Raw genomic sequence first — 25,660 nt, forward strand, 5'->3', positions numbered from 1 at the left:
GTCCGTCTCCCGGATCGGAGCGGTCCGACTCGCCGGAGCCGGGCCGATCGGCGCCGGTTCAGCCGAACAGCGCCGGTGAGCCCGGTGTTTCCGGCCCGTCTCAGCCGGGTCCGTCCGGCCAGGCGGCAGCGCCGGGGCACTCCGGAACAACGCCGAGCACCTCCGGTCAGGGCGCTGCGCCCGGTGATGGCACAGCGGCGCCGGGTGGTGCCGTGACTCCGCAGATCCAGCGGGTGCCGCCGGTGGATCATGAGCCGCCGCCGGTGGATCCGGAGTTGGTGGCGGATGTGGTGCCGGTAGCGGCGACGACCGGGGCCATGGCGATGGCGATGCTGCCGATGATCGCCTCGGCGTTGGCGGGGCTCGGCAGTGGCGGCGGTGGTTCGGCTCCGGTGGCGTCGGATGGTTCCGGCGACGGCGGGTTGTCGCCGGAGGCGGCGAAGGCGCTGGATGTGTTGAAACAGTTGGAGGGCGTGTACGGGGAGGCGGATCCGACGGATCCGCGGGCCGGACAGTTGCCGCAGCATTCGGCCATTTCGTCGGGTAGTGGGGCGGGGGCGCGGTCGCTACGGGCCGAGCAGTTGTTCCAGCAGAACGCGGCGGAGGCGTTGAGCGATGTGGACGACCAGTTGACCTCGTATATGCGGGGTTTGGCGGGGACGAACAAGATCGACAAAACGGAGATCAGCGGACTGGCGCGCCAGGCGAACACGGCGCTGGCGGAGCTGGGGCCGCAGGCATATACGAGGGCCGGGCGGCAGAAGGCGCACCAGATCCTGGCCGCGGCCTTGCAGAGGGCGCATGCGATCGTCTCGGGTGGGCAGGAGACCACCAGTGATATCGCCGTCGCCATCAATCGGCTGACCAATCAGTATCTGGGCGACATCGCGGGGAAGCGCTCCACGTGATCCGCGAGCACGGCCGGTATCTCGGACGGCCGAATGCTCGGGCTGGTCGGCGGGGCACAAGTCATCCGGTGTTCCCGTAAGCGGGAACACGGCGGGACTGCACCTGGATCAAGCTGCGGATACGCTTCGAGGCGAGCCTCGGGGAAGAGTCCGTCCGAGTCGGATGAGCCGGCAGCGGGCAAGGCGGCACCAGGGCGATAGGCGGGTCCGGTGCGGGTACCGAAGCGTCTGGCGGAAGGTGGATCATGGCTGCCTCTGTGGTCACCGCGCGTAGCCCGCGGGCGTCTCGGGGGCACTGATGGCACCGGTGAATCGCACCCCGCCCGACGCGGATCCCGACGATCCCGGCGGTGTTCGCGACGGGCGGGCGAGCGCCACCACGTCCGCTCCGCGCCGTTCCGGCAAGTCCGCGACGCGCACCGCTCCCACACCGATTCCGCGGCCACCGGCAGGTGCGCCGACCGCGGCGCCGCAGGCAGGCGCGGCGGCGCAGGGGCGAGCCCAGAATGCGCCCACGGTATCCGAAACAGCGTCCGCGCCATCGGTTTCGACAGCCGCGCCACGGTCGGATGCGCTCGGCATGGCCGGTTCGTCCACACCGATGGCGGCCGCGGCGATGGGCGCGTTGGCGGCCATCGCGGCCCAGTACGGTGACCACACGCCGACCGCCGCCACGGGGCAGCCGTACGCGCCGCCGGATCTGGGCGCCGGGCGGCCGAGCGGACCCGTCGCGTGGGACGGCGCGCTCGGCTCGCAGTACGCCATGAGCGATCAGAATCGAGCACGCCACGGCGACGCGACGCAATCGATGAACGCCGAGCTGGAACGCATCCTCGGCGGCGCGGTCGACAGCACCACGCAGGGTCGCGCCGCGATCGGCGCGATCATCGCCGAGGTGAACACCGCTCTGACCGCGCTCGGAACCATCCAGGACGCGAACGCGAGCAGGCAGCTGGTGATCTCGACCATGGAGAACGCCTTGCAGCGCGCGGGTTCCGTGCTCGGTCAAGGGCAGACCGCGGCAGTGCTCACCGCCGATCGGGTGGCCGCGCTGGCCGACAGCTACTTGCGTGAGTCGCGACCGTCGGCGCCGCGCCGATCCCGCCGCACCTCGCACTCCGGCCTGCGCAGCGGCGGTCCGCCACGCACGCGGCCGTCCGGGCAACAGGGCCAATGGATCAACGAGGCGTTGCAGGTACTGCGTCAGCACGGGTACGACACGCGCCAGATCGATCCGGCCGATATCGCGGCGATCATCCAGCACGAGTCCGGTGGCAACCCGAACGCCATCAATCTCTGGGACAGCAACGCGGCGGCGGGAATCCCGTCGAAAGGCCTGATGCAGACCATCGATCCGACGTTCAACGCGTATTCGCTTCCCGGGCACCGTGATATCTGGAATCCGGTGGACAACATCGTCGCGGGCGTTCGCTATGCCATCGATCGTTACGGATCGGTCAGTAATGTGCCGGGAATCGTGCAGATGCGCGGCGGAGGTTCGTACGTGGGATATTGATGCCGCCACCGGTCGTGAGTTCGGCCATCGCTCGCCCGCCCCGTGTCCCGCTGCCGAGGGCAGGTCCGCGGAGCTGCGACGCGCCGGGAGCCGCCTCGCGCAGCCCAGGCTCGGAGTCGAGATTCACCGCTCCTGATGCCGCGCGACCGCCCGACCGAACCGCAATGCGGACCCGCGACCGGCACCGGGCCAACCCGGATCCCGGCCGTCCTGCGTCGACCGACGGCCCGGTGCGGGCAGCTACGGAGGACGGGGCGACGGGAGCGCCTGCCGCGCCGGTACAGCAGGCGTGCTGGGTGATTCGTGCGGTTCGGTATGCGTTCCGCGGGGCACGTGGTCAGGCCGTACGAAGGAAACCCCGGTTCCCATCAGTGGGAATCATCGACAATGGTGATGTCGAGAGGACTCCCGAGCATGGTCGATGTGCAGCCGCAGGACCAGGTCGCCTTACCTCGTCTACCTGCGGCGACAGCGAACGGCTTGGCTCGATAGATACTCGCTGCGCGTCGAATGGGTGAAATCGCATGGGCTTGTTCGGTCTCGAATGGAAAGATGTCGTCTCGGGCGTAGCCAGCGGTGTCGGATTCATGGTCGGCGGTCCGGTCGGCTCCGCGATCATCGGCGGCGCGGTCAGCGGCATCTGGACCGGCATCGAGCGGGGGTCCTTCGAAGAGGGTTTGCAGGCCGGCTTGATCGGCGCGGCGGTCAGCGCGATACCCGGCGGTGTGGTCGGCGGTGCGACGAGGGGCCTGACCGGTGGTGGGCTTCAGGCCTTGGGCATGGCCGTCCGTGATGCCGGCCAGCTCATGACCCAGCGGGGCTTGGGGGGACTCGGGTCACGGTTGGCTCTGTCCAAGATGTATATGCCGCGATTGGGTGCAGGCGCGGCGGTCGCGGGCCTCGGTAACGCTCTTGCCAGTAAAACGTACGACGCCGTGCATCCCGTGCCGGGGCCTCAGCAGCCCAAGCAGCAGGATATTCCCGATACGCTGCCCACCCGGCCTGCGGGTGCGCAGTACAGGGGTACCAGTTCTGACGCACTGGTGTATGCATGAGCGACGACATGCCGATGCTGGTGGTTCCGGATGTCTATTCGCCCAAGTGGCCGGCGAAAAGGCTCAAACTTTTCGCCACCATTCACGATTGGCTGGATGTAGACAAAGGGGATGACAAGTCCCTGCACACGATTCTCCAAGAGGACTGGAGCGCTCTCGGTGACGGCGAGAAGGACGACGTGCCCGACAGCGGCACGGTGCCGCAAGTCGAACTGAACAGTACGCACATCAGATCGTTGTTGTTCACCAACTACGCCAATGTCAACAGCGCGCTCAAGGACAATTTCGACCAAATGCTGGAGCGGGATGCGAAGCTCGCCGCGAAGGTCAACGATTCGAAGATTTCCGTCGACAACGCCAGGAGCAGTCTGAAGAAACTGATCTCGTTCCTGAACACGGAGGCCGCGAGACCGCCTGCCGATATGGACGAGAACAAGCATGTCATGACGTATGTGTCGAGTGGCCTGGAGGCGGCGCTGGGCACCATGGACACCGCGAAGACCGAACAAGAGAAGACGGCGGACGGCATCGATGAGCAATCGGCCGCCAACAAGGAACTCGCCGACCGGATAAAGGCGCTGGAGGCAGCCCAGAAAGCCGGGGCGGCCCAACCGGACGATATCAAGCAGCCGCAGGTCCCCGGCGTCAACGACGGCACGAAACCGAACGATGTCGGCAACCCGGATCCGGGCGATGTCACGAAGAACCCCAACGGCACCGACGACGGCACCAAGCCGAAGGACGTGGACCCCTCCGACCTGGGCGACTCCACGAAGGACAACACCGGCACCGACAGCACGAAGCCGCAAGATGTCGACACCTCCGGCCTGGGCAACGGGACAACCCCCGGGACGAACGGTCTCGGGGACACCTCCGGCGTAGGTACACCCGCCGCTTACACGCCGACGTCCAGCCCGACTCCCGGCATGGATCTGGGTTCCCTGCTCGCGCAGCAGATGATGATGCGAAACCTCGCCGACCAGGACATGAACAACCGGCGGCGGGACCTCGATCCCAGCCGCTACGACGACGAGATCGACCCGGTCGCCCCGCAGCCGGTGGCGTCGCCGGTCACCGCGCAGCCTGCGGCCGCGCAGCCCGCCTCGACAGCTCCGGCGTCGACGCAGCATGCCGCAGCGCCCGCGAGCGCGACGTCTACCCAGCCCACGGCGGCGCCCGGCCGCACGCCGGGCGAGGACGGCAGCGTCGTCTACACGTTCCCGAACGGGAAGACGCAGAAGGTGTCCGTCACCACCGCCCAAGGTCTCGACGCCGCGTTCGGCAACCACAGCGGCACCGACGCGCAGAAGGCCTACGAGAAGACGCCGGCGAAGTGGTCGGACAAGAAGCAGATCGGCCAGCGGGTGGGTGACTTCCAGCTGATGACCGGTGACGTCGCCACGTGGACGAACTCGACCGCGATCCTCGTCGTGTGGCCGCCCGAGGAAGGTGGCACGGAGGCAGGCACATTGGAGGTCATCGTCAAGGGCGAGCTGAAGCCGTTCGACCCGAAGATGCCCGAGATCGCTTCGGACACGAACTTGTTCGAAGGATTCGCGCATCCGAACGGCATCGAGGTGACCGCGCCGGCGGACGGGGCCGCGCCTCAGACGACGCCGGGCACGGCCGATCAGCCCGCGGACGCGGCAATGCCGGTTGCCGCGATGCCCGCGGGCTGATCGCGCGGGCCAGCGCGCGGATGAGGAGAGGAGGTCGCGATGGTGCTCAAGGTGGATCCGCAGGAACTCGTCGCCGTGGCGTCGAGACTCGCCGCGGCGGCCCGTGATGCCGGGGCGGCGATGCCCACCGGGTGGGTCGTGCCCGGCGGCGCCGACCCGGTCTCGGCCGCCGCGGTGCCCGCGCTGAACAAGCAGGCCACCTCGCTGCTCAACGGAGTGGCGAGCGTTCTCACCGATGTCCAGCGCACCGCCTACAACATCGGCGCCGCCGCCGCCGACTACACCGATGCCGATGACCGCGGCGCCAGGACCGTGAACGGCAGCGGCGGCGAGATTCTCGCGAATCCGGTGGGTGAAGTGCAGGAGATCGGGCGGCGCAGGATGCCTGCGATCCAGTTCCCCTCCGCCGGCGGCAGTGTCGATCCGTTGACTTTCGCTCAGCAGTTGCACTCCGGCCCTGGAACGAGCGCGGCCAAAGGTTTCGCGGACTCACTGCGCCGATTCGCCGGGAGCGCGCATCTGGCGGCCATCGAGGAAGTGAGCGCCGCGTCGAAGTCGATGCAGAACTGGGAACCGGTCGGCACGGCGGCGGCGGGGGAACTCGACCAGCGGCGCGGGTTCCTCGACCAGCTCGGCACCGGACTCGGGCTCCTGGCCGACGGCATCGATACCTACAGCAACGCGTTCCAGACCGCGAAAGCCAAACACCCCACGCCGGAAGAGATCATCGCCACCCGCAAAGAACTCCTCACGGCGATGCGCTCCAAGAACGAAGCCGCCATCGCGGCCGCGATGGCGAAATTCAACGAGCAGAACGCGCGTTCGGCGGAGACGATCACCGGCTACTCCACCGAGGTCGGCGCGAAAGTCGGCGAGAGCGAAGCGGGCAGTTCGACCGGCAGCGACGGCAAGACCGGCAGCGGCAGTGGCGACAGCAGCAGCAACATGCTGAGCCAGATGCTGCCCGCCCTGATGAGTGCGATGTCGGCGGCCGGAACGCCGCTGAGCCAGCTCGGGCAGTCGGATTCGGAGGCATACGACGACTACGGCCTCGACGACTACGGCTACGACGACCTCGGAATCCCGAGCGGGCTCGGCACGGGCAGTCCCAGCGGAATGCCCGTCGGCAGCCCCGGCGCCGGTATCCCGGACGTCGAGGCCGAGACCGTTCAGGCGACCGCGTTGCCGGTGGCCTCGGCGGCCAGTCTGGGTTCCGGTCTGCCGCGCACCTCGGTGATCGAACCCCTCGGCACGTCCTCGGCATCCGGCGCGACGGCCGCGCGAGGCAGCGGTTCGCCGATGATGCCGTACATGCCGATGTCGCCGGGCATGGGCAACTCGAGCGGCGGCAACGACCGCAACCGCGTGGTGGCGTGGCATCCCGACCGCCTGATGTACGTCGACGACACACCGCACACCGAAGCGGTGATCGGTGAGCGGCCGACCATCGCGCCGACCGTGACCCCGCCGACGCCCACACCGGGCAACCAGACCCCGACCCAGACCGGAGGTAACGCATGATGAGGGAGTGCCGCGAACGAACAACCGGCACAGCCGCCATCGCGGTGATGACGGAGCCGAGCGCGGGCGAGGTGGCGTCGTGAGTTCCGTCCACCCGGACGTGCAGGCGGCTCTGGACGCCGCCCGCAGCCTGCGGCACCGGATCGCGGAGATGCGGGAGAAGATCGACAACATCCGCGCCCGCAGACCGTCGCCGAGCGGTGCGGTCATTCCGGAAGTCGATGCCATGGGCAGGCTGACCGACCTCTACCTCGCACCCGGGACCGCCGCGCGGCTCACCTGTCCCGAACTGGTCGCCGAGATCATGGCCGCCATCAGGGAGAGCACCGCCGACGCGGCGCGGCAGTACCAGAGCGTCATGGAGGCGCCCGTCGAAGAACCCGGAACGGTCGCGAGCGCTTGGGGGCGGACCGGATGACCGAGCCCGCCCCTGAGGTCACCGTCGCCGACACCGTGCGGTGGCTGCACGACGAGGGGCTGGTCCGGCTGGCCGGCGTGGCGGACGGCATCTCGGAGACGATCGTCGCCTACACGATCGACGTCGCCACCGGGACCGTCTCCGCGCATCCCGCGACCGGGGGCGGGGTCGGCGCGGACGTGGTGTCCCTGGCCGCCGACGACCTGCCGTACCCGGTCGGCACGGCACGGCGTCTGGTGATCGCCGGTGTCACGAGTACGGACGCGGTGCTGGTGATCGATTTGGCGGCGACTCTGACGATCGCGATCAACGCCGACCGCCCGGAGCACACGGCCCGATCGTGGGTGCTGCAACTGCTGTTGAATCCGGAGATCACCATCACCACCAACAGCGCCGACGTCGCGATCGGCAGCAGTGCCAGACTGCGGCAGAGTTTCATCCCTGGCGGCGGCGCGACACTGGTCAACGTCGACGACACCCGCCCGCCGTTGACCGCGGTGACGTTGAATCCGTCCACCGAAGGCCCCGACCATCTGGACGTGGCCCCCGACGGCACCGGCGAGCTGTATCTCGGCGCCCGGTTCTGGCAGATGCGCCAGGTCATGCGCATCGAGGACGCCGCCTGGTCCGCACTGGCGGCACGCCTGGAATCGGTGACCGACGATGCCGATTACCTGATCAATCCCCGTCCCGGCGACCAATTCTCGGAGAGCAGCCGATGACCGACATGCATTCGATCCACATGGACGACTACGACTACGACGACATCGATGAGGTCGACGAGCCGGTGGCGGCCGAGCCGGACTGGCGGAACATGACCTACGAGGTGTTCAACCCCGACCACACCGTCGGCGTCGGATGCGACCGGGACGGCGAGATCATCGGTCTGTACATCACCGACGACGCCCGCGACAACGGCGACGAGTGGCTGGCCGCCCAGATCGTCAAGCTCGCGCGGCTGGCGCACGCGAAGTCCCGCGTGGGGCTGCGTGCCGAGATGGAGTACAAGGGCACCCGCTCGTACACGATCGATTCGTTCGACCTTCCCACCGAGGCGTCGTATCGCGCCATGGAGCAAGCCGAGTTCCGCCAGACCTGAGTGCCGACCGCCGCAACGGCGAGACAGGACAGCGACATGACCGACAAGTTCGATACCGACGACCCCCACGAGGTGGTCGCCGTCGCGCAGAAATTCCGGACCGCGATCAACACCGTCGGCAGCCAGGTCGGGCAGATCAGCGGTGATTTCGTCGTGCCACGGCGGCCCGAATCGGAGATCGATCGGCGGTTGACGGCGCACACGCAGTGGATGAAGACGACTTTCGAGCGCGCCGTACGGGCCAACGGCCGCCGGGTGGACGCGACGATAGAGGTCACCACCCAGGTGACGTACACCCACGGCGATGCCGATCGCGCGGGCGCCGCCGCGGTGCGCCGTCGCGCCGAATCCGTCTGACTCGCGCATGGAGCCCGAGCGCGACAGTCCGTACTGGGATGCCATCGTCGGCGACAACTGGCCTGCGATCTCCCCGGGGGACTGGAGCGCGCTGGAACGTCTCGCGCGCGACGGCGCGGGGGCGTTGGATCTGCTCGACGCCGACGGCAGACGGCGTGAGTTCGACGATCGGGTTCGTTCCAGCGCCGGTCTGCTTCCGGTCAAGCTCGACATGCTGCGCCAGCGGATGAACCCGCAGGCGTTCGCCGACGCGCTGGAAGCCGCGGCGGACACCTTCCGAGACTTCTCCGATCTGGTGTACCGCACCCGGCACAAGATCCTGGACATCGTCGACGACACCACCGCGCGGATCAACGCGATCAAACGACGGGCCGCGGCGGAGGAGGACGAATCCGATGCCCAGGCCCTCCGCAACCGGATTCCCGGGATGATCGCCGCGGCGAGGGAAGACGTGGAGGACGTCGTCCGCGCGGCGCTCAACTCGATCAGCCCGCAGGGCCTGCCCAGTCTCGCCGCCATCGCCGACGCACTGGGGCAGCCGGGACCTTGGGAGCCGGGCCACCGCTATGCGGACGACCACAGCGGGACCGACAACGGGCAGCACCGGCAGGCCACCGACCACTCGGGCGATCCACGGCACGACGGCTCGCCGCGGACCGATCGGCCGAAGGACGATTCGCCGGTCGTGGTGTCTCCGGAACACCCCGCCGATCAACCGGCCGCCGACCCCGTCGATCCGCTGCTCGGTGACGAACCCGGACAGCAGACGGATCCCGTTGCGACGGAAGAGATCCCGGTCGACCCCTCGTCGACGGGCGACCAGTACACGCCCGGAGGGACGACGACCGTCCCGGTGAGCAATCTGCCGGGCGGGACATCCGATCACGGACCCGGCCTGCCCGCCGCCGGTGTCACGCCTCGCGGGCAGATTCCCGGCGCCGACCCGTTCGTTCCGGGCCGGTCCGCGCCGGTGGACGGCCCCGACGGGGTCGTGCCGGCGCACACCTCGGACGGGGCGGTGCAGGCAGACGACAACCATCAGAGTGTCGCGGACACGAATACGCGTGATGCGCAGGGAAGGGATCCGGATGCTTCCGGTCACGGCGCCGAACCCGCGACACCCGATGACTCGTCCACCGCTGCGGCAGCGGAACCGCACGACGCCGCCGAAGCGGGCCGGTTCACGAGTACCGCTGTGTCCGCGGCAGATCCGGCCGCGTCGATGCCGCCGCCGGTGATCCTTCCGCCACCCGTCGTGGCGCCCGGTTCCATCGCATCGTCCGCACCGGCCGCCTCGGTCGCTCCCCCTGGATCGCCGGTGTCCGCTCCGGCGGCGCAGGGGAGTTCGACGCCGCCGCAAGCCCAGGCGAAGCAGACCGCAGCGGCCCCGCCGAGCGACGCGCGTCCGGCTGCCGTCGCGCCCAAGGTCACGGCGGTGAGTTCGGGGCCGCCCCCCGGCGCGGGCGGCGCGGGCAAGGCGCAGCCGCCGGAGCGAATCGAGCAGCGCGCGGACGCCGCGAAGGACGAAGACGACGGCGACGAGTCGATCCGCACTGCGGTCGGCGCCGCGATGGTGTCGGCGGCCGCCCCCGCGTTCGTGCTCGGCGAGCGAGTGGACGGCGACCTGGTGCTGGCCCGCACATTGCTCGGCGGAATCCTGGCCGCTGGTGGCGACGCGGTCCTCGGGCTCGGGTGGGCGGTGTCGGTGATGCGCAATCCCAGCGGCATCACCGCGTTCGTCACCTCGAACGAGGGCCGTGGCTGGCTGCCTGCGGGCTTGTTCCTGCCGCGTGAGTTGTCCACGCCGTGGGTGTGGGAGGTGGCCGAGAACGCTTGGGAGGGGGTCGCCGACCCCGCACGCGTGCTGGCCGAATTCGGGATCGCCTGGGGACGCAAGTCCGGCGCCCGGCTGACCGCTGTCGCCTCATCGGTGGAAGTCGATGCCGGGCTGCGACGGCAGTTGGGCGAGGTGCCGATCGAGGGCTCGGTGGCCGCCTCGTCGGCGATGGATTTCAGCGCACCGAAGCCGACCCTGGCCGACCGTCTCGAATTGGTCGGCGCGCCGGCGCTGGTCCGGCGTGCCGTGACCACACCCGAGGCGGAGATCGGGGTGCGGCGCTGGGAATTGGCCTCGGACGCGCACGTCCGCGTCCACAAGGCCGGGCTGGGCTCGCCGGCCGCGCTGGGGGCGCCCGCTGCCCGCGAGCGGATTCTCGGTGCGCTGCGGCGGGGCCGTGAAGTGCCGCAGGAGTGGTGGGACGAGCTGCGGGACGCCGACGACCTGCTCACCGCGTCGATGCTGTCGCGGCGCGCCGACGTGTCCAGGGTCGCGCTGGGTGAGTTGCGTGCCGACCATGCCGAAGGGCGGTCGGCGTCGGAGGCGGGCGCTCTGCGCGCCATGGTCTTCGAGCGGCGATGCGATGAACTCGTGCTGCTGCTGGCGGAGGACGCGACTCGGCAGAGCATGCGCGACGCGGTGTACGCACACGCCCAGATCGTGGGCCACCCGGCTTTCGTCGCGCCGGCCCCCGCCCCCGCCGCTCCGGCGCCGCGTCGCCCGACCATCACGGCGGGGCCGGGGCGCTGAGCAGGGCGGAGTCGGATCCCGAGCGCCACCGCGAAAGACTCCCCATGTATGGGAAGGATCGACAATGGGGAGACGTGTGGTGGGAAAGGATCTGATCGAACATGCCGGAAAACAGCATGGAAGTCGACCCTGTGGTTCTGCGCCAGCTGGAGGAACAGCACCGCCGAGTCGGGCGCGACATCACAGAGTGGGCTAAACCGCCGACGGAGTGGCTCGCGAATTTCCTGCCCACTTACGGCAAGATCGCTTACCCGGTCTACGAAGCGCTGGTGCGGTATTACGACGCCCGCCAGCGTGCGGGGGAGGCGCTGGCCAAAGAGCACGAGCGCACGGCCGACTCGTTGCGTGCGTCCGCCGACGCGTACGAGCAAGCCGACGAGGATTTCGCCAATCAGATCCGTAAGTCCAACGACCTGTTCGATCAGCCGTCCCCGACGGGCCCCGGCACCAGCCACAGCCTTCCGTACCCGAGCCAATCCACGCCGACGCCCTCCGCTGCCACGCCCGGCGACGGACCGGCGACGGCCGACCCGTCCTCGGCCCAGCCGTCTGCCACCGATCCCACGACCGCCAGGCCCACCTCGACCGCGCCCGACGGCACCCAGGCCGACCCCGTGGGCACCTCGCCCGGTGGACCCAACGGGACATCTCCCACGGGCACGGGCGTGCCCGGCGCTCCCGGCGCTCCTGGCGAGCAGGTCGGCACCAACGGCGCGGGTACGCCGAACGCGAACGGAACGACACCTCCTCCGGGCGGACCGTCGAGCTCCGGAGTGACGGCGCCCGCGGCGGCGGGCATGCCGCCGGGCGGTGTCGGCCCCTTGAACGCAGGCCCGGAGGATCGAGGCGCCACACAGCCGGCCGACGGCGCGGGGCGGTCGGACGCGTCGCCGATTCCGGTGCCTGCCGCGAGTCCGTTCGCCGCCGCCGTCGCCTCGGCGAAGGACAAGGAGGCCGAACCCGCGTACGTGGTCGGCAGCCAGGTGAACGACGACCTGGTGCTGGCCAGAACGCTGCTCGGCAGCGTGCTCGCCGCCGTGGACTCGCCGGTGGGCATGGCCTGGTCGGTCGCCGTGATGCGCGGTCCAGGCGGGGTCGGCGTCTTCATCACGTCGAACGAGGGCCGCGGCTGGTTGCCCGCGGGGCTGTACCTGCCGCGTGAGGTGTCCACCCCGTGGAACTGGGACGAGCTGCTCTCCGCCGACGACGGCGCCGGATCGCCGTGGGAGGGCGTCACGGATCCGGCCCGGATCCTGGCGGAGTTCGGTCTGGCCTGGGGCGCGAAGGCGAACGCGAGCCTGTCGGCCCTCGTCTCGTCCGGACCGATCGATCCCGGCTTGCGTTCGCGGTTCGGCGAGGCGGCGATGGAAGGACTCGTGGGCCCCTCTTACGACGTCGACCTGCGCCAGTTCACCCCGGACACGGCCGACCGCCTCGGGCTCGCCGGTTCGATCGCCGGACTCGAGCACGTCTCCTCGGTACCCGACACGGGGGTGCGGTCGCGTTGCGTGGAACTGGCCGTGGACGCCCACGGACAGCTCGGGCGCTCCGGACCCGCACCCGCGGAAGCCGCTACCTCGCGCCGGGTCCGGGAACGGATTCTCGCCGATCTGCAAGCCGGACGGCCGGTGGCGCGCGAACTGTGGGACGAATTGCGCGACGCCGACGATCTGCTGGCCGCGTCGATGCTCGGACAGCGGGTCGACGTGGGCCGGGTCGAGGTCGGTCAGCTGCGGCTGGACGCGGGAACCTCCCCGTTGCGGAACATGGTCTTCGAGCGGCGCTGCAACGAGTTGGTGCTGCTGCTGGCCGACGAGCCGAGCAGGCAGACGCTGCGAGACGCCGTCTACGCGCACGAACAGATCACGCTGCATCCGCAATTCGTCTCCACACCGGCGCCCGTGTCCACCACCGCGCAGCCCGAGCGCGTCGCCCGCCCCGCCGCGGTTCCCTCGGTCACCGCACCGGAGGTCGCCGGAGGGCCGCCGCCCACCGTGGTGGCTCCGCCGTCCACCGTCGTCGCGCCGCCCACCTCACCGCCATCGGCGAACTCGCAGCGATCGTGAATCGCCGGTCGTGACATCGTTTCGGTGCTCCGGGCCGTGGTGGGGCGCTCCCCGCGACCCGGACACCGGAACGGCCCTTGTCACGAGGGGCCGCACGAGAAGACGGTGTGCCGTGGCTGCTCGACGGCACACCGTCCCGCAGGGCGAGTAGAACGATTTCGATCAAGTACGCGACTGCCGCTGGCGCCGGCATCGTGCCGGCGAGCGACCGCCGCGGTCAGGGCGAAGACGCTGCCGGATGACGGCCGAGCGCGCGAATCACGCCGGAGCGCTGGATCCTTCCCAACCGAGTGATCGGCCCTCGCGTCAGCGTGGTCGAGCGCGCGAATCACGCCGTATCTTCGGACGGGTCGTTCCGAGCGGGGGTGGTCGACGCTCACGTCAACGTGGTCGGCGGCACGCACCGAATGCTTCCGAGCGCCGCGCGAAAGATCGCTCGGCGCGACGGCTACACCTCGATGACGGCGCCCGCGTCCTGATCGGGCTGTTCGTCGGTCGTCGCGTCCTGCGTGGACCCGTTGGCCGGCCGATCGGCCGCCGACACGTCCCTGGTCCGCCGGGCCTGGACCACGCTGGGCGTCGTGCCCGCGGTGGAAGTCCCATCCGGCTCGGGCGGCGGCGCGGTATTCGCGGCGGGGGCGGCGGTGATGCCGCCGGGTTGTGCGGTGGCTGTTTCCACAGCGGCGGGTTGCGCATTCGGATCGCCCGGCTGCGGTGCGGCGGCGGGGGCGGCTTGAGTGCCGGGCGGCTGTGTCTGACCCGGCTGGCCCGGCTGTGGCTGGCCGTTCTTCCGGTCTTCCTCTGCCTTCTTCTGCTTCTGCTCTTCGGCGTTCTGCAACATCTGCGGTATCTGCTGGACCAGCGGTAACGCCATCATCGGCAGCATCGCCAACGACGAGAGGAGCGAGGACAACCCGCCGTCGCCGCCGCCACCGGAGCCGGCCGCGCCGCCGGTGCCGCCGGCGGCACCGCCGCTGCCGGAGCCGTTCGATCCGCCGGAGCCGCTGTTGCCGCTCCCGCCGCCGTTGGCCATCTGCTCGTTCAGTTCGGCGATCGCGATGACCTTGTCGTACACCGCGTCCACGGCTTGGGCGACCGCCTTCAGCAGGGACAGCTCCTGCGCCGATTTCAGTTTGCCGGTGCCAACGGCCTTCAGGGTGGTGTTGAGGTCCTCGACGATGTTCTCGATGGAACGCAGTGCCTGTACCTGCTCGGCGGCGACCGTCGCGGAGGTCTTGATCACCTTGTCGTCCATCTGCAGCAGCTGCAGCTGTCTGGCTTCGACTTTGTTGACGGTCGCGCGGTATTCGTCGTCCGCCTTGCCGCTGCCGAGGGTTTCGTAGATCTCGGGCTCGAGCAGGTCGGACACTGCAGGCGGCAGCGTCGTCATGCCGCGGCCGAGGAGGTCGACGGCGGTTTGGATGGCGGTCTCGGCCATGGCGATGTAGGCGCGCAGCCCTTCCGAGGCTCCGGGCGGGCAGTACAGCTTCACCACCCAGAAATGCTTGCCTTTGGAGGTGGTCGTCGTTTTCTTGGCTTCGGTTTCCGTCGCCGTTGTTGCCATACCGCCGCCACCGCCTCTCAGAAGTCACCCCCATTGTCTCGGCTTCCCGATTATGGGAAGTGGCGCATAGTTCGATTACCCACCCAGCGATGGGAATACGGCGGGATCGGCTGGGGCGACACAATAGCTGGAAAGTGTGAGAGGCGGTCGGTGATGAGCGATGGCGAGTTCGAATGGCGCCGGCACTGACGAACGACCTGGACGGTGTGCTCCGCTCGCTGCTCGCGCTGTACGGCGACGGCCAGCCCGCCGGCCAGGCGGCGAGGACCACCGAAGCGCTGGCCGGCGGGCTGTCTCCCCAGGCGGGGGCAGTGGCGCTGCGGTACGGCGAGGCGCAGAGCATGCAGCTGTCGGTCGCGCAATCGCATGCGGGCAAGGACAGCATCGTGAGCAAAGCCGTCGGCGAGTCCGGTGACGGAACGGTCAACGGCCGTGGCCGCCTGAACAACCACATCGCGGATCTGCAGAGCCGGATCCAGGCGATCGCCGCGGTGGGCGACACCCGCTTCAGCGGTCCCGCGCTGCTGGATGCCGCGCAGACCACCATCTCCAACGCCACCAGGCAGGTCGACGCCGACGTCGCCGCCGCACGGCAGCAGGCCGCGCAGATCATGCCGCCCGCGACACCCGCGACCCGGCAGACCCGGCGCGGCACCACCCCGCGCAGGCGGCGACGGACGCGCTCGAGGTCCAGGTCCGCTTCCCGGTTGCGCCGCGGCAGCACCGTGCGTTCGGACGGCACGCGGGGCAGCAACGCGGTGCTCGCCGCGAGCGAATGGCTCGGCACCCCCTATGTCTGGGGCGGTGGCGGCGCGGGTGGTCCCAGCGGCGGCGGATTCGACTGCTCCGGCCTGACCCAGTACGCGATCGCCCAGGCCAGCCACGGCGACGTGGTGCTGCCGCGCACCACCTACGAGCAGATCTACAGCGGCGTCCGAGTGCACCCCGAGGACGTGCGCCCCGGTGACCTGGTGTTCCCCGCCAGCTCGTTCAGCACGCGAGGACCGGAGCACGTGCAGCTGGCCGCGGGCAACGGCATGGTCATCGAGGCGCCGTACACGGGTTCGACGGTGAAGTGGTCGCGGATGCCGAGCGAGGCCGTCGTCGTGCGGGTGCTGTGAGCCGGTGACCGGGGAGGAGAGTGCGGCGTGGCGATCGAGATCCCCAGCGAGGTAGCGCTCTTCCTCAACATCTGCGGCATCCCGTACCCGGACATCGACGAGGACGATGTGCGCGCCTTGGCCGGGCATGTGCGCACATTCGCCGCGCAGGTGCGTGACACGCACGAGTCGGCGACAGGCGTGATCGGCCAGATGGGCGCTTTCTACTCGGGTGAGTCCTACCAGCAGCTGGTCGCCACTTGGTCGCACATGAGCGCCACGCACATGCGGCGACTCGAGGGCGCCTGCGAGCTCGTCGGCGGCGCGCTCGACGTGGCGGCGACCGTGATCACCGTGGTCAAGGCCGCCGTGCTGGCCGAACTCGCCGCGCTGGCCGCGACTTACGCCTCGATCATGGTGACGCCGCCGCTCGCTTCGTCGGCTCCGCTGGTCGCCGCCGCCGCTCGCCGGGTGTGCGAGCAGATGTCGCAGTACCTCATCGGCTACATCGTCGCCGAAGTGGTCGGCAAGGCGATCGAACCGCTGGAGCAGGCGATCGACGACTTGGTCAGGGGGATCGTCTACGACGCCACCCGCGACGCGCTCGGTGTCCCGTCGTCGAGTCGCCCCCAGCCGCTGCACATCGACCCCGACGCCGTGCAGCACTTCGCGAAGGTGCTCGACGACCACGCCGACGACATCATGCGGCACGCCGCGGACTTCGCCGAGAACGTCTCGACACTGGACTTCACGACGTCGACGCTGCTCGACGACGCGGCGCGGCGCGCCGTGGCCGACGCCGGACCGGCAGCTCCGGGCCACACCGCGCGGGACTATCCGCTCGGGCGCGGCGAACAGCGCGCGGGGCTGCCCGCCCCCGCAGCGGCATCCGGTCTGGACGGACAGGGAACCGGCGGTGCGCCTGTCCCGGTCGCGCCGCGCGATGCGGCGAACGCGGTCGGTGTCAGGGAACGGCCCGTCGACAGGCATGTAGCCGATCGGCATGAACCCGAAAGCGGTGCGCGAGTACCGATCCGGGGCGGTGACAGTTCCGCCTTGCCGCCTTCGGCGGAAGGCCCGGTGGCCGACCGTTCTGCCTCGGCCGCATCGGCGCAGAGCCGGGTCGCCGACTCCGCGCGGCACCCGCAGATCTCCGCGGTCGCGCCGAAGGACGCGGCGGACCGGCTCGATGGACTGATGAGCCCTCCTGCGACGTCCGCGCACGCAGGCGCACCTGCCGGAACGGCGGTCGGCGGCGACGCGGTGTCGGAGGTGGCGCAGCGACCCGCGTCCGACTGCGAGCCTCGCCGAAGCGGCTCGGCCACCGAGCCGGTCGCTTCCGCCGGTCAGGAGCCTTCGGCCGATGCGCCGGTCGCGGGAGTCGCGTTCTCCGCGCAGCAGAACCCGGGAGCGACGGCCACCCCTTGGGGACGTGCCGCGCAGCCGTCGGGTACGCCGAACCCCGTGCAGGCGAAGCGCGGTCGTCTGGAGACGATCTCGCCGAAAGTGCGCAGGCCCGCGGTCACCCCGTGGAGCAAGACCCGTCGTTCCCGGGAAGTTCCCGCCGTGGTGCACGCACCGTCCACACGGCCGCGACTGCGCTTGGTCGGGGAGAAGGGCGCCGAAGCGCACGGCGCCGAGCTCGCCGACGCGAACTCGGTGCGATCGCGGGTGGCGGCACCGGCGCCCGAGCACGGGGACGCGCCTCCCACGCGCGGCTGAGCGAGGCCGCCGAAACGCGAAAACCCATTCCCAAGAACGGGAATGGGTTGCTGAGTCGGATCGACGGCAGTGGTAGACGTAGAAGCGCCGTTCGGCGGGAAGTCCTACCCCCACAACGGCCGGTGGCCTGCCGGTGCCACCGGCCGTTGCTTATTGGGTTCAGATCGTCAGGATGAGGGACTGGCGATCTGTGTTCAGACAGTACCCTCTTCTGTCGGAACGTTCAATAGTGTGCACCTAAATAGCGGCAAGAATTTTCGCGGGGTCCTCCGACCTGCTGCGCGGCGGCTGGGGGACCGGATCGCGGCTGGCCAGCCGCCGCCGAAGGGGCCGTCTGCAGGCGGATGATTGCCGGCCCCGAGGTAAACATACCGTTAACCGACGGCACGTTCAAAACTGGCATGTGACGGCACGGTCTCCGCGGTGACGACTGCTTCCCATGACTGGGAAGGCGCTGGACCCGGGGTCCGACGCCGGAATCTATCTTTTGAACAGGCTAGATCGGCGGAAGGGAAGTCCGAGTGTCAGCGGCCGAGGACGCGTTCTACACGGGTGTTCAGAATCTTGGGTTGGTCGCGGGTGGCGTGCGCAACGAGCAGCACGCGGCGGCGGCGTTTCGGGCCGCCACCGACCTCGACCCGGACATGTGCGATGCGTGGCTCGGGCGGGCCATGGCCGGCGAGGTCACCTCGGAGGTGATCTACGGCGCCTACCGCTCGGTGCACAATCTCTACCGCGATCAGCAGCGGGCCGGTCTGGTCGACCGCGCCCTGTGGTGCCAGGTCGAGATCGGCATGTACGGCCTGCGCGTCGCGATGGCCGATCGCGACCAGATCGCGATCGCGCAGGCGTGCTCCTATGCCGAAGGCGGTGAATGGCAGGAAGCCGCGGCGATTCTCGACGAGGTCCCGCGCGACGACGTCTCCGACTTCGTGCGCATGTCGCTGTACTTCCGGACCAAGCAGTGGCCGGAGGTGCTCGCCGCACGCAACGCGCGGCCGGTGCTCGAGGACGGCCTGCTCGACATCGCTGCCGAGCTGATGACCGCCCAGTCGCTGGCCCATCTGGGACGCTTCGGCGAGGCCATGCCGCGCGCGCAGCGGATCGTGGAGGACAGCTCCTCGGGCAATCTGTCCTACATCTGGGCCGACGCGCACTTCCTGCTCGGCATGCTCATGCGGCACAACGGCGATCACGACGCCGCCGACAAGATCCTCAAGGGACTGCAGGGCTCGGCGCTGTGGCCGGAGCGCGAGGAATGGCAGCGCGCGGTGCGCGACAAGACCTACCGCTTCGAGATCGCCACCGCGGAACTCATCGCGTCCAGGACCAACCGGTGGGACCCGAAGACGGGTGACGATCCACGAGAGGCGGCCGCCAGCGCGGCGCGCGCCGAGCGCGAGAGTCTCCTCGCCGAGGCCTCCGACCTGCTGCAGGCGCAGATCGGCATGGACTCGGTCAAGGAGCAGGTCGACCGGCTCAAGTCCGGCGTGCTGATGGACCAGGTGCGCGCCAAGCGAGGGCTCGCGGTGGATTCCAAGTCGCAGCACTTGATCTTCTCGGGGCCCCCCGGCACCGGCAAGACGACCATCGCCCGCGTGATCGCCAAGATCTTCGCCGGTCTGGGCGTCGTGGAGAACGCCGATGTCATCGAGGTGTCACGCAACGACATGGTCGGCACCCACCTGGGCCACACCGCGCCCAAGACCAACGCGCTGATCGACACGGCGCTCGGCGGCGTGCTGTTCATCGACGAGGCGTACACGCTGATCCAGGAAGGTCTTTCCGGCGGCGACGCGTTCGGCAAGGAAGCGGTCGACACGCTGCTGGCCCGGATGGAGAACGACCGCGACAAGCTGGTCGTGATCATCGCCGGTTACGAGGATCAGATCGATCGGTTCCTGGCGTCGAACGACGGCCTGGCTTCCCGTTTCACCAAGCGCATCCGTTTCGCCAGTTACGGTGCCGACGAACTGGTGCAGATCGCCGAGCACATCGCGCGGAAGAAGGATTCGATCCTCTCCGAGGAGGCCCGCGAGGTGCTGCGGCTGCGGTGTGAGGAACTGGCGGGGCAGACCAAGAACGGCAGGCGGCTGATCGACCTGGCCGGCAACGGCCGTTTCGTGCGCAACGTGGTCGAGGCCGCCGAAGCCGAGCGGGACTATCGCTTCACCAGGGAGAACGCCGATATCGCCGCGATGACCGACGAGGAACTCATGACGATCGACGCGTTCGACATCACCGCGGCGCTGGAGGGTTTGGCGCCGAGCACGCGGGTGTGAGGCGTCCGCTGGTCCGCTGTTCCCAGTCGCGGGAATAGCGGTCGTATTCATGCTGTGACCGCTGGTTACGGTTTGGTGAGGGCGGCGGAAGGAACGAGAACCGGTGGCGCGCTTCCGGGTTGTGACCAAACACCAGATCTCCGGCTGGCGTTTTCTGCTGCGCCGGATCGAGCACGCGCTGGTCCGACGCGACGCGTCGATGATCGATGACCCGCAGCGCGGTCGCTCGACCGCGCTGTCCATCGGCATCGCGCTGGCCTGCGTGATCATCGCGGGCGCTGCGGTGCTGGCGTTCTTCAAGCCCGCCAAGAAGGTCGGGGACTCGAACATCGTCGCGGAGAAGGACACCGGGGCCCTGTTCGTGCGCCTGAACAATCGGCTGTTCCCGGCGCTGAATCTGACCTCGGCCCGGCTGATCGTCGGTTCTCCCGACACCCCGGTGAAAGTCTCCCGGGACGAGCTGGCGAAATACCCGCGCGGGCCGTGGGTCGGCATCCCCGGAGCGCCCGCCAGCATCGTCGATACCGACGAGCGGGATTCCTCGTGGACGGTGTGCGACACGGCGCGCACCGGCGCGGCGGCGCCGGTCAACCCCAGCACCGGTCTGCCGACCGTGAGCCGCTCCGCGGTGCGCACGACCGCGATCGGCGGCCCGCTCACCGTGGACGGCGACGCCAATCGCCCGTTGGGGGACGGCGAGGCCCGGTTGCTGCGCGACGACACCACGACCTGGCTGGTGTACGGCGACGCCGAGAAGGGCGTGGTGCGCGCCGCGATCGATCTCGCGAACACCGCGGTGGCCATGGCGCTCGGCATCGATTCGACCGCTCCGGTGATGGCGGCGTCCAAGGGCTTGATCAACGCCATTCCCGAGGCTCCGCCGCTGCGGGTGCCCGAGGTGCCGGGTAAGGGCGAGTCGATCACGCTCAACAACGGATACACCACGCCGGTCGGATCGGTGCTCACCGTGTCGGTGCCGGACCAGGGCGTCTCGTACTACCTCGTCTCCCAGTCGGGACTGGTGCGGATCAGCACGGTGCTCGCGGCGATGGTCCGCAACGCGGACTCGCAGGGTTCGGTGTCCACCCGGACGGTGGGACCCGACGTGATCGCGGCGAATCTCCGCCCTGGACAGTGGCCGGGCACCGCGACCTACCCGCCCCGTCCCATCCGCCTGGTCGACCCCGAACGGTCCGGCGTGACCTGCCTGCACTGGTCGCGCTCGGGGAACGATCCGAACGCGGCCACCGAACTGCTGGTGGGCAGGCAATTGCCGCTCACCAAGGAAGAACAGGGCCGCGCGGTCGACTTGGTGACCTCCGCGGCCTCGCGCGGCACCACCGCGGACGCTGCCTACCTGCCGCGCGACACCGGTCGCTTCGTCCAGGTGACCGGAGCGGAACCGGGGTCGCCGCTGCGGGAATCGCTGTACTGGGTCTCCGACAGCGGCGTCCGCTACGGCATCATCACCGACCCCAGCAGTATCGGCGCCGCCGACCCCACTCTGACCTCGCTCGCGCTGCGGGCCCCGGTCCCGGCGCCGTGGAGCATCATCTCGCTGTTCGCGATCGGACCGGCCCTGTCCCAGAAGGAAGCTCGCATCCAACACGACGGAATTCCGAACAACAAGATCGTCGCGGGGCTCGGGGGTTCGCAGTGACCACCACTCGCCGATTCGTCCGGCCCGCCAGGATGGTGCGCGGCCCCAAAGCTCCCGCCGTGACCGAGTTGCGGCTGCAACCGCCCACCGAGCTGCCCAAACCCGTGCCGCCGTCGCGGCTGCGCATGATCATGCCCGTGGTCATGGTGGCGGCCATGTGCGGGATGATGGTGATGATGTTCCGCGGCGGCGGAACCATGAACCCGATGATGCTGATGTTCCCGGCCATGATGCTGGTGTCGATGTTCGGCATGATGGGCGGCGCGTTCGCCGGCAACTCCAGCGGCGGCGCGGCGAGCCTGAACGAGGAACGCAAGGACTATCTGCGCAGCCTCACCGACAACCGCAAGACGGTGCACGCGGCGGAAGCCGAGCTGCACGCCTTCCTGCGGTACACCCATCCCGGTCCGGATGAGATCGCGCGGTTGATCGGCGGCAAGCGGATGTGGGAGGTGCAGGTCGCCAGTCCGCAGTTCCTGCGCGTGCGGGTCGGTCGCGGGCGCATCGCCAACCAGGTGCGCGTGATCGTCCCGGAAGCCGCACCCACCTCGGATCTGGATCCGGTCGGCGTCGTCGAACTGACCCGCTTCGCCAAGGCCTACTCCACGGTCGGCGGCATGCCGGTCGCGATCAACCTGCTGTCGGCGCCGCAGGTCGGCATCGACGGCGACCCGGAGCTGGTGGCCGGGCTGATTCGCGCGATGATCGCCGAGGTGGTGGTGCTGCACGGCCCGGACCAGGTGGCGGTCGCGGCGGTGCTGTCCGACCCGGACGCGCCGGAATGGTCCTGGCTGAAATGGTTGCCGCACACCCAGCATCCGAGCGAGACCGACGCGATCGGCTCCAGCCGGATGGTCTACCGCACCGTGGCCGAGCTGCGCACCAAGGTGCTCGCCGGACTCAATCGCGGCCCGTTCTCGGCCAATTCGCAGCCCACCCTGGACCGCACGCACTTCCTGCTGATCGTGGACGTCGGGGGACCGGCCAGCGACCGTGACATCTCCGGCATCGACGGCTGCACGTGGCTGCGGCTCGGCCCCGCGGAGCAGAATCTGCCGCGGGCGCTGCGCTTCAAAGTGACCGAGGACCGGTCGCTGAACGAGGTGACCCCGCGCGGATTGCGTCGCGTCGGAGTCGCCGACTCGCTGTCCACGGCGGCGATCACGGCGATGGCGCGCAGCATTTCGCCGTACCGGTTGTCCACCGTGGTCGAAGCGGTGGCCGCCGAGCAGGCCAGCGGCGGCACGTCCTGGGAAGAGATGGTCGGGATCGACGACCCCGGCGCCATCCGGGTCGAGCAGGCGTGGGTCCGGCGTCGCGACCAGGACCGGGCACGCCTGAACATTCCGTTCGGCCATGACCCGGCCGGTGGCGTCGTCTATCTGGACATCAAGGAATCGGCCGAAGAGGGCATGGGCCCGCACGGCATGTGCATCGGCGCGACCGGATCGGGTAAGTCGGAATTCCTACGTACCCTGGTGCTTTCGGCGGTGGCGACGCATTCGCCGGATGTTCTGAACCTGCTGCTCGTCGACTTCAAGGGCGGCGCGACCTTCCTCGGTTTCGACCGGCTGTCGCATGTGACGGCCATCGTGACGAACATGGAGGAAGAAGCCGACCTCGTCACCCGTATGGAAGACGTCATCAACGGTGAAATGGCCCGGCGGCAGCGCATTCTGCGTGACGCGGGGAACTTCGCCAACGTCGCCGATTACGAGCGTGCCAGGGAGCAGGGCGCGGACCTGCGCCCGCTGCCGACATTGCTGATCATCCTCGACGAGTTCGCCGAACTGCTCGAGCAGCATCCCAGCTTCTCGAAGCTCTTCGTGGCCATCGGCCGGTTGGGCCGATCGCTGCGTATCCACCTGCTGCTCGCGTCGCAAAAGGTGCCCGCGAACCGCATGGGTGAGCTGGAGGCCCATCTCTCCTACCGAGTCGCGCTGCGCACCAACCAAACCAGCGACTCGCGTGACGCGATCGGCACCGCGGACGCCTACCACCTGCCGAAAAAGCCCGGAGCGGGCTACCTGCGCGTCGGCTCCGGCGACCTCCAGCGCTTCCAGGCCGCGTACGTGGGTGAGAAGTACGCGCCGCCCGCGCAGATCTCCGCGGCCTCCGCGCAGCGGGCGCGGCGACCCGGTGGCGGGTACCGGCCGCCGCAGCGCTTCACCGCCGGTCATATCGTCGACACCCGGCCCACGGTGGTCGAGCCGATCGTCGTCCAGCAGGCGCCCGAATCCGCCGACGGCGAGTCGATCACGGTGATGGAAGCGGTATTGCAGCAGCTGGCCCGGCACGGCCAGCCCGCGCACAAGATGTGGCTGCCGCCGCTGGGTACGCCACCGACGCTGGAGCGAATGATCCGCGCCGTGCCGCAAGGGGCGTTGCAGATGCCGTTGGCGCTGGTCGACAAGCCTCGGCAGCAGCGCCAGGATGTGTGGTCGGTCGATATGTCCGGCGCGGGCGGGCACATGGCGATCGTCGGCGGCACGCAGTCGGGTAAATCGACCGCGCTGCAGACGTTCATCATGTCCGCGGCGCTGACGCACACCCCGGAGCAGGTGCAGTTCTACTGCCTGGACTTCTCCGGTGGCGGTTTGACGGCGCTGGCGAACCTGCCGCACGTGGGATCGGTCGCCGCGGCCAGGGACGGCGACCGCATCCGGCGCACGATCGCCTTGGTCACGAACCTGCTCGAGAGCAGGCAGTCGATGTTTTCCGAGTTCGGGATCGACTCCATCCGGAAGTTCCGCACACTGCGCGAAGGCCCGACCGCCCCGCCGTGGCACGACCGCGATCCGTACGGCGACATCTTCCTGGTCATCGACGGATGGGACGTCGGTTTCGGTACGAACGGCCCGTACTACGACGAGTACACCCCGGTGATGGAGTCCATCGCCCTGCAGGGCCTGAACTACGGCATCCACTTGGTGGTGAGCAGCTCGCGCTGGATCGCCATCCGCCCGGCGATCAAGGACCTGATGCAGACGCGCGTGGAGATGCGTCTGGGCGACCTGGCCGACACGACCTTCAATGTCCACCGCACCGTGGTCGCGGCGATACCGGCCAACCGGCCCGGTCGCTGCATCTCGACCGACGGCCTGCACATGCTGACGGCGTTGCCGCGTATCGACGGCGTCGGCGAGCCGGATTCGGCGGCCGAGGGTCTCGCCGCCGCCGTCGCCGAAGTCGCGCAGCGTTATCCCGGCAGGCGCGCGCCGCAGGTGCGACTGCTGCCGCCGCAGATCGGCATCGACGAGGTTCGTGCGGGATGGCCGGTGCCGCAGACGCTCGCTCAGCGTCTCGTCGTGCCGTTCGGCGTCCGGGAATCCGATCTGAGTCCGGCGACGATCGATTTCAGCGTGTCGACACATTTCATCGTGCTCGGATCGACGGGGTCGGGGAAGTCGACCACCTTGGCCGCGCTGCTGGAGTCGATCAAACGCCAGTACGATCCGTCGCAGGCGCGCGTGTTGCTGATCGATTACCGGCGTAGGCATCTGGAGACGGTGCCGCAGGAGATGCTCATCGGGCACGTCACCAACGAGCGCGATGTGCGCGAGGCGCTGCCGCCGCTGGTGGAGAAGATGCGCTCGCGGCGCCCACCGGAGAACGTGACCACCCGGCAGCTCGCGGAGCGGTCCTGGTGGTCCGGGCCCGAGGTCTTCGTCGTGATCGACGACTATCACATGATCGCGCAGCGCGGTGCGATGAACCCGCTGGAGCCGCTGAAGGACATCCTGGTCGACGGACGCGACACCGGCTTGCACGTCATCGCCGCCCGCAATATCGCCCAGGCGGATACGGCGTTGTACGACAACGTGATCGGTCAGATGAAGAACCTCAATTCCTCGGGTCTGATCATGGACGGTTCGAAGCTCGACGGCGTGCTGATCAGCGACGTGCGCGCCACCAAGCAGCCGCCGGGCCGCGGAATCTACGTGGAGCCCATGAGTTCTCGGCGTGACCTCGTCCAAGTGGCCTGGATTCCACAGCAGATCTGACCTCGGCGCTCCATCCCAAGGTTGGGAATAAATTACCGTTTTCCTTAGCAGCCGCTCGATCCGAGCTGGTAGTCACGCTCGATTGGAGTCTCGCCATGGCACTCCCGGATCTCGGCATCGCG

Annotated in this window: 17 protein-coding genes; 16 read left to right on the forward strand and 1 reads right to left on the reverse strand. The window is 69.3% G+C overall.

The window, feature by feature from the left end:
• The first annotated feature begins 212 nt into the window (after positions 1–212).
• The 11 genes from ACH49X_RS14220 (at position 213) to ACH49X_RS14270 (ending at position 13,206) form a co-directional block, all read left to right on the forward strand.
• Entirely contained in the window at positions 213–908 is a 696-nt protein-coding gene (locus ACH49X_RS14220; protein WP_195077492.1) for a DUF4226 domain-containing protein, read from the forward strand.
• Between the two features lie 580 nt (positions 909–1,488).
• Positions 1,489–2,424: a transglycosylase SLT domain-containing protein gene (locus tag ACH49X_RS14225; protein WP_357205053.1), complete on the forward strand. Its 936-nt coding sequence runs from the start codon at positions 1,489–1,491 to the stop codon at positions 2,422–2,424.
• A 524-nt stretch (positions 2,425–2,948) separates the two neighbouring features.
• Entirely contained in the window at positions 2,949–3,479 is a 531-nt protein-coding gene (locus tag ACH49X_RS14230; protein ID WP_195077494.1) for a hypothetical protein, read from the forward strand.
• Positions 3,476–5,158, forward strand: coding sequence for a hypothetical protein (locus ACH49X_RS14235; protein WP_195077495.1), 1,683 nt, complete (start codon positions 3,476–3,478; stop codon positions 5,156–5,158). The genes ACH49X_RS14230 and ACH49X_RS14235 overlap by 4 nt, the downstream gene beginning before the upstream one ends.
• Before the next feature lie 39 nt (positions 5,159–5,197).
• Positions 5,198–6,679 carry a PPE domain-containing protein gene (locus ACH49X_RS14240; RefSeq protein WP_357104433.1) on the forward strand — a complete coding sequence of 494 codons (1,482 nt, stop codon included), beginning with the start codon at positions 5,198–5,200 and terminating at the stop codon, positions 6,677–6,679.
• A 79-nt stretch (positions 6,680–6,758) separates the two neighbouring features.
• The gene (locus ACH49X_RS14245) at positions 6,759–7,097 is read left to right on the forward strand and encodes a YbaB/EbfC family nucleoid-associated protein (RefSeq protein ID WP_195077497.1); all 339 of its coding nucleotides are present in this window, start codon (positions 6,759–6,761) and stop codon (positions 7,095–7,097) included.
• Positions 7,094–7,819, forward strand: a complete 726-nt coding sequence (locus ACH49X_RS14250; RefSeq protein WP_195077498.1) for a hypothetical protein — start codon at positions 7,094–7,096, stop codon at positions 7,817–7,819. Before ACH49X_RS14245 ends, ACH49X_RS14250 begins: the two co-directional genes overlap by 4 nt.
• Positions 7,816–8,196, forward strand: a complete 381-nt coding sequence (locus tag ACH49X_RS14255; RefSeq protein WP_323123925.1) for a hypothetical protein — start codon at positions 7,816–7,818, stop codon at positions 8,194–8,196. Before ACH49X_RS14250 ends, ACH49X_RS14255 begins: the two co-directional genes overlap by 4 nt.
• A gap of 36 nt (positions 8,197–8,232) precedes the next feature.
• Positions 8,233–8,553, forward strand: coding sequence for a hypothetical protein (locus tag ACH49X_RS14260; protein ID WP_357205056.1), 321 nt, complete (start codon positions 8,233–8,235; stop codon positions 8,551–8,553).
• Positions 8,554–8,560: 7 nt separating this feature from the next.
• On the forward strand, positions 8,561–11,140 hold the full coding sequence (locus ACH49X_RS14265; RefSeq protein WP_195077500.1) for a hypothetical protein: 2,580 nt from the start codon (positions 8,561–8,563) through the stop codon (positions 11,138–11,140).
• A gap of 101 nt (positions 11,141–11,241) precedes the next feature.
• Positions 11,242–13,206, forward strand: coding sequence for a type VII secretion target (locus tag ACH49X_RS14270; RefSeq protein ID WP_357205059.1), 1,965 nt, complete (start codon positions 11,242–11,244; stop codon positions 13,204–13,206).
• A gap of 448 nt (positions 13,207–13,654) precedes the next feature.
• On the opposite strand, the gene ACH49X_RS14275 is transcribed toward ACH49X_RS14270, so the two are convergent.
• The gene (locus tag ACH49X_RS14275; RefSeq protein ID WP_195077502.1) at positions 13,655–14,770 is read right to left on the reverse strand and encodes a hypothetical protein; all 1,116 of its coding nucleotides are present in this window, start codon (positions 14,768–14,770) and stop codon (positions 13,655–13,657) included.
• Between the two features lie 173 nt (positions 14,771–14,943).
• Here ACH49X_RS14275 and ACH49X_RS14280 point away from each other — a divergent pair, with 173 nt between their 5' ends.
• The 5 genes from ACH49X_RS14280 (at position 14,944) to eccCa (ending at position 25,538) form a co-directional block, all read left to right on the forward strand.
• Entirely contained in the window at positions 14,944–15,891 is a 948-nt protein-coding gene (locus ACH49X_RS14280) for a C40 family peptidase (protein ID WP_195077503.1), read from the forward strand.
• A 27-nt stretch (positions 15,892–15,918) separates the two neighbouring features.
• Complete coding sequence (locus ACH49X_RS14285) at positions 15,919–17,592, forward strand: hypothetical protein (RefSeq protein WP_357205062.1); 1,674 nt, start codon at positions 15,919–15,921, stop codon at positions 17,590–17,592.
• A 521-nt stretch (positions 17,593–18,113) separates the two neighbouring features.
• A complete protein-coding gene (eccA, locus tag ACH49X_RS14290) occupies positions 18,114–19,874 on the forward strand; it encodes a type VII secretion AAA-ATPase EccA (RefSeq protein WP_195077505.1) in 1,761 nt (586 codons plus the stop codon).
• Between the two features lie 103 nt (positions 19,875–19,977).
• Positions 19,978–21,534: a type VII secretion protein EccB gene (gene eccB, locus ACH49X_RS14295; RefSeq protein ID WP_195077506.1), complete on the forward strand. Its 1,557-nt coding sequence runs from the start codon at positions 19,978–19,980 to the stop codon at positions 21,532–21,534.
• A complete protein-coding gene (gene eccCa, locus ACH49X_RS14300) occupies positions 21,531–25,538 on the forward strand; it encodes a type VII secretion protein EccCa (RefSeq protein WP_357104453.1) in 4,008 nt (1,335 codons plus the stop codon). Before eccB ends, eccCa begins: the two co-directional genes overlap by 4 nt.
• The last annotated feature ends 122 nt before the right edge of the window (positions 25,539–25,660 follow it).

This window comes from Nocardia sp. NPDC019323, from assembly GCF_044389845.1.
GTDB classification, from domain to species: domain Bacteria; phylum Actinomycetota; class Actinomycetes; order Mycobacteriales; family Mycobacteriaceae; genus Nocardia; species Nocardia implantans.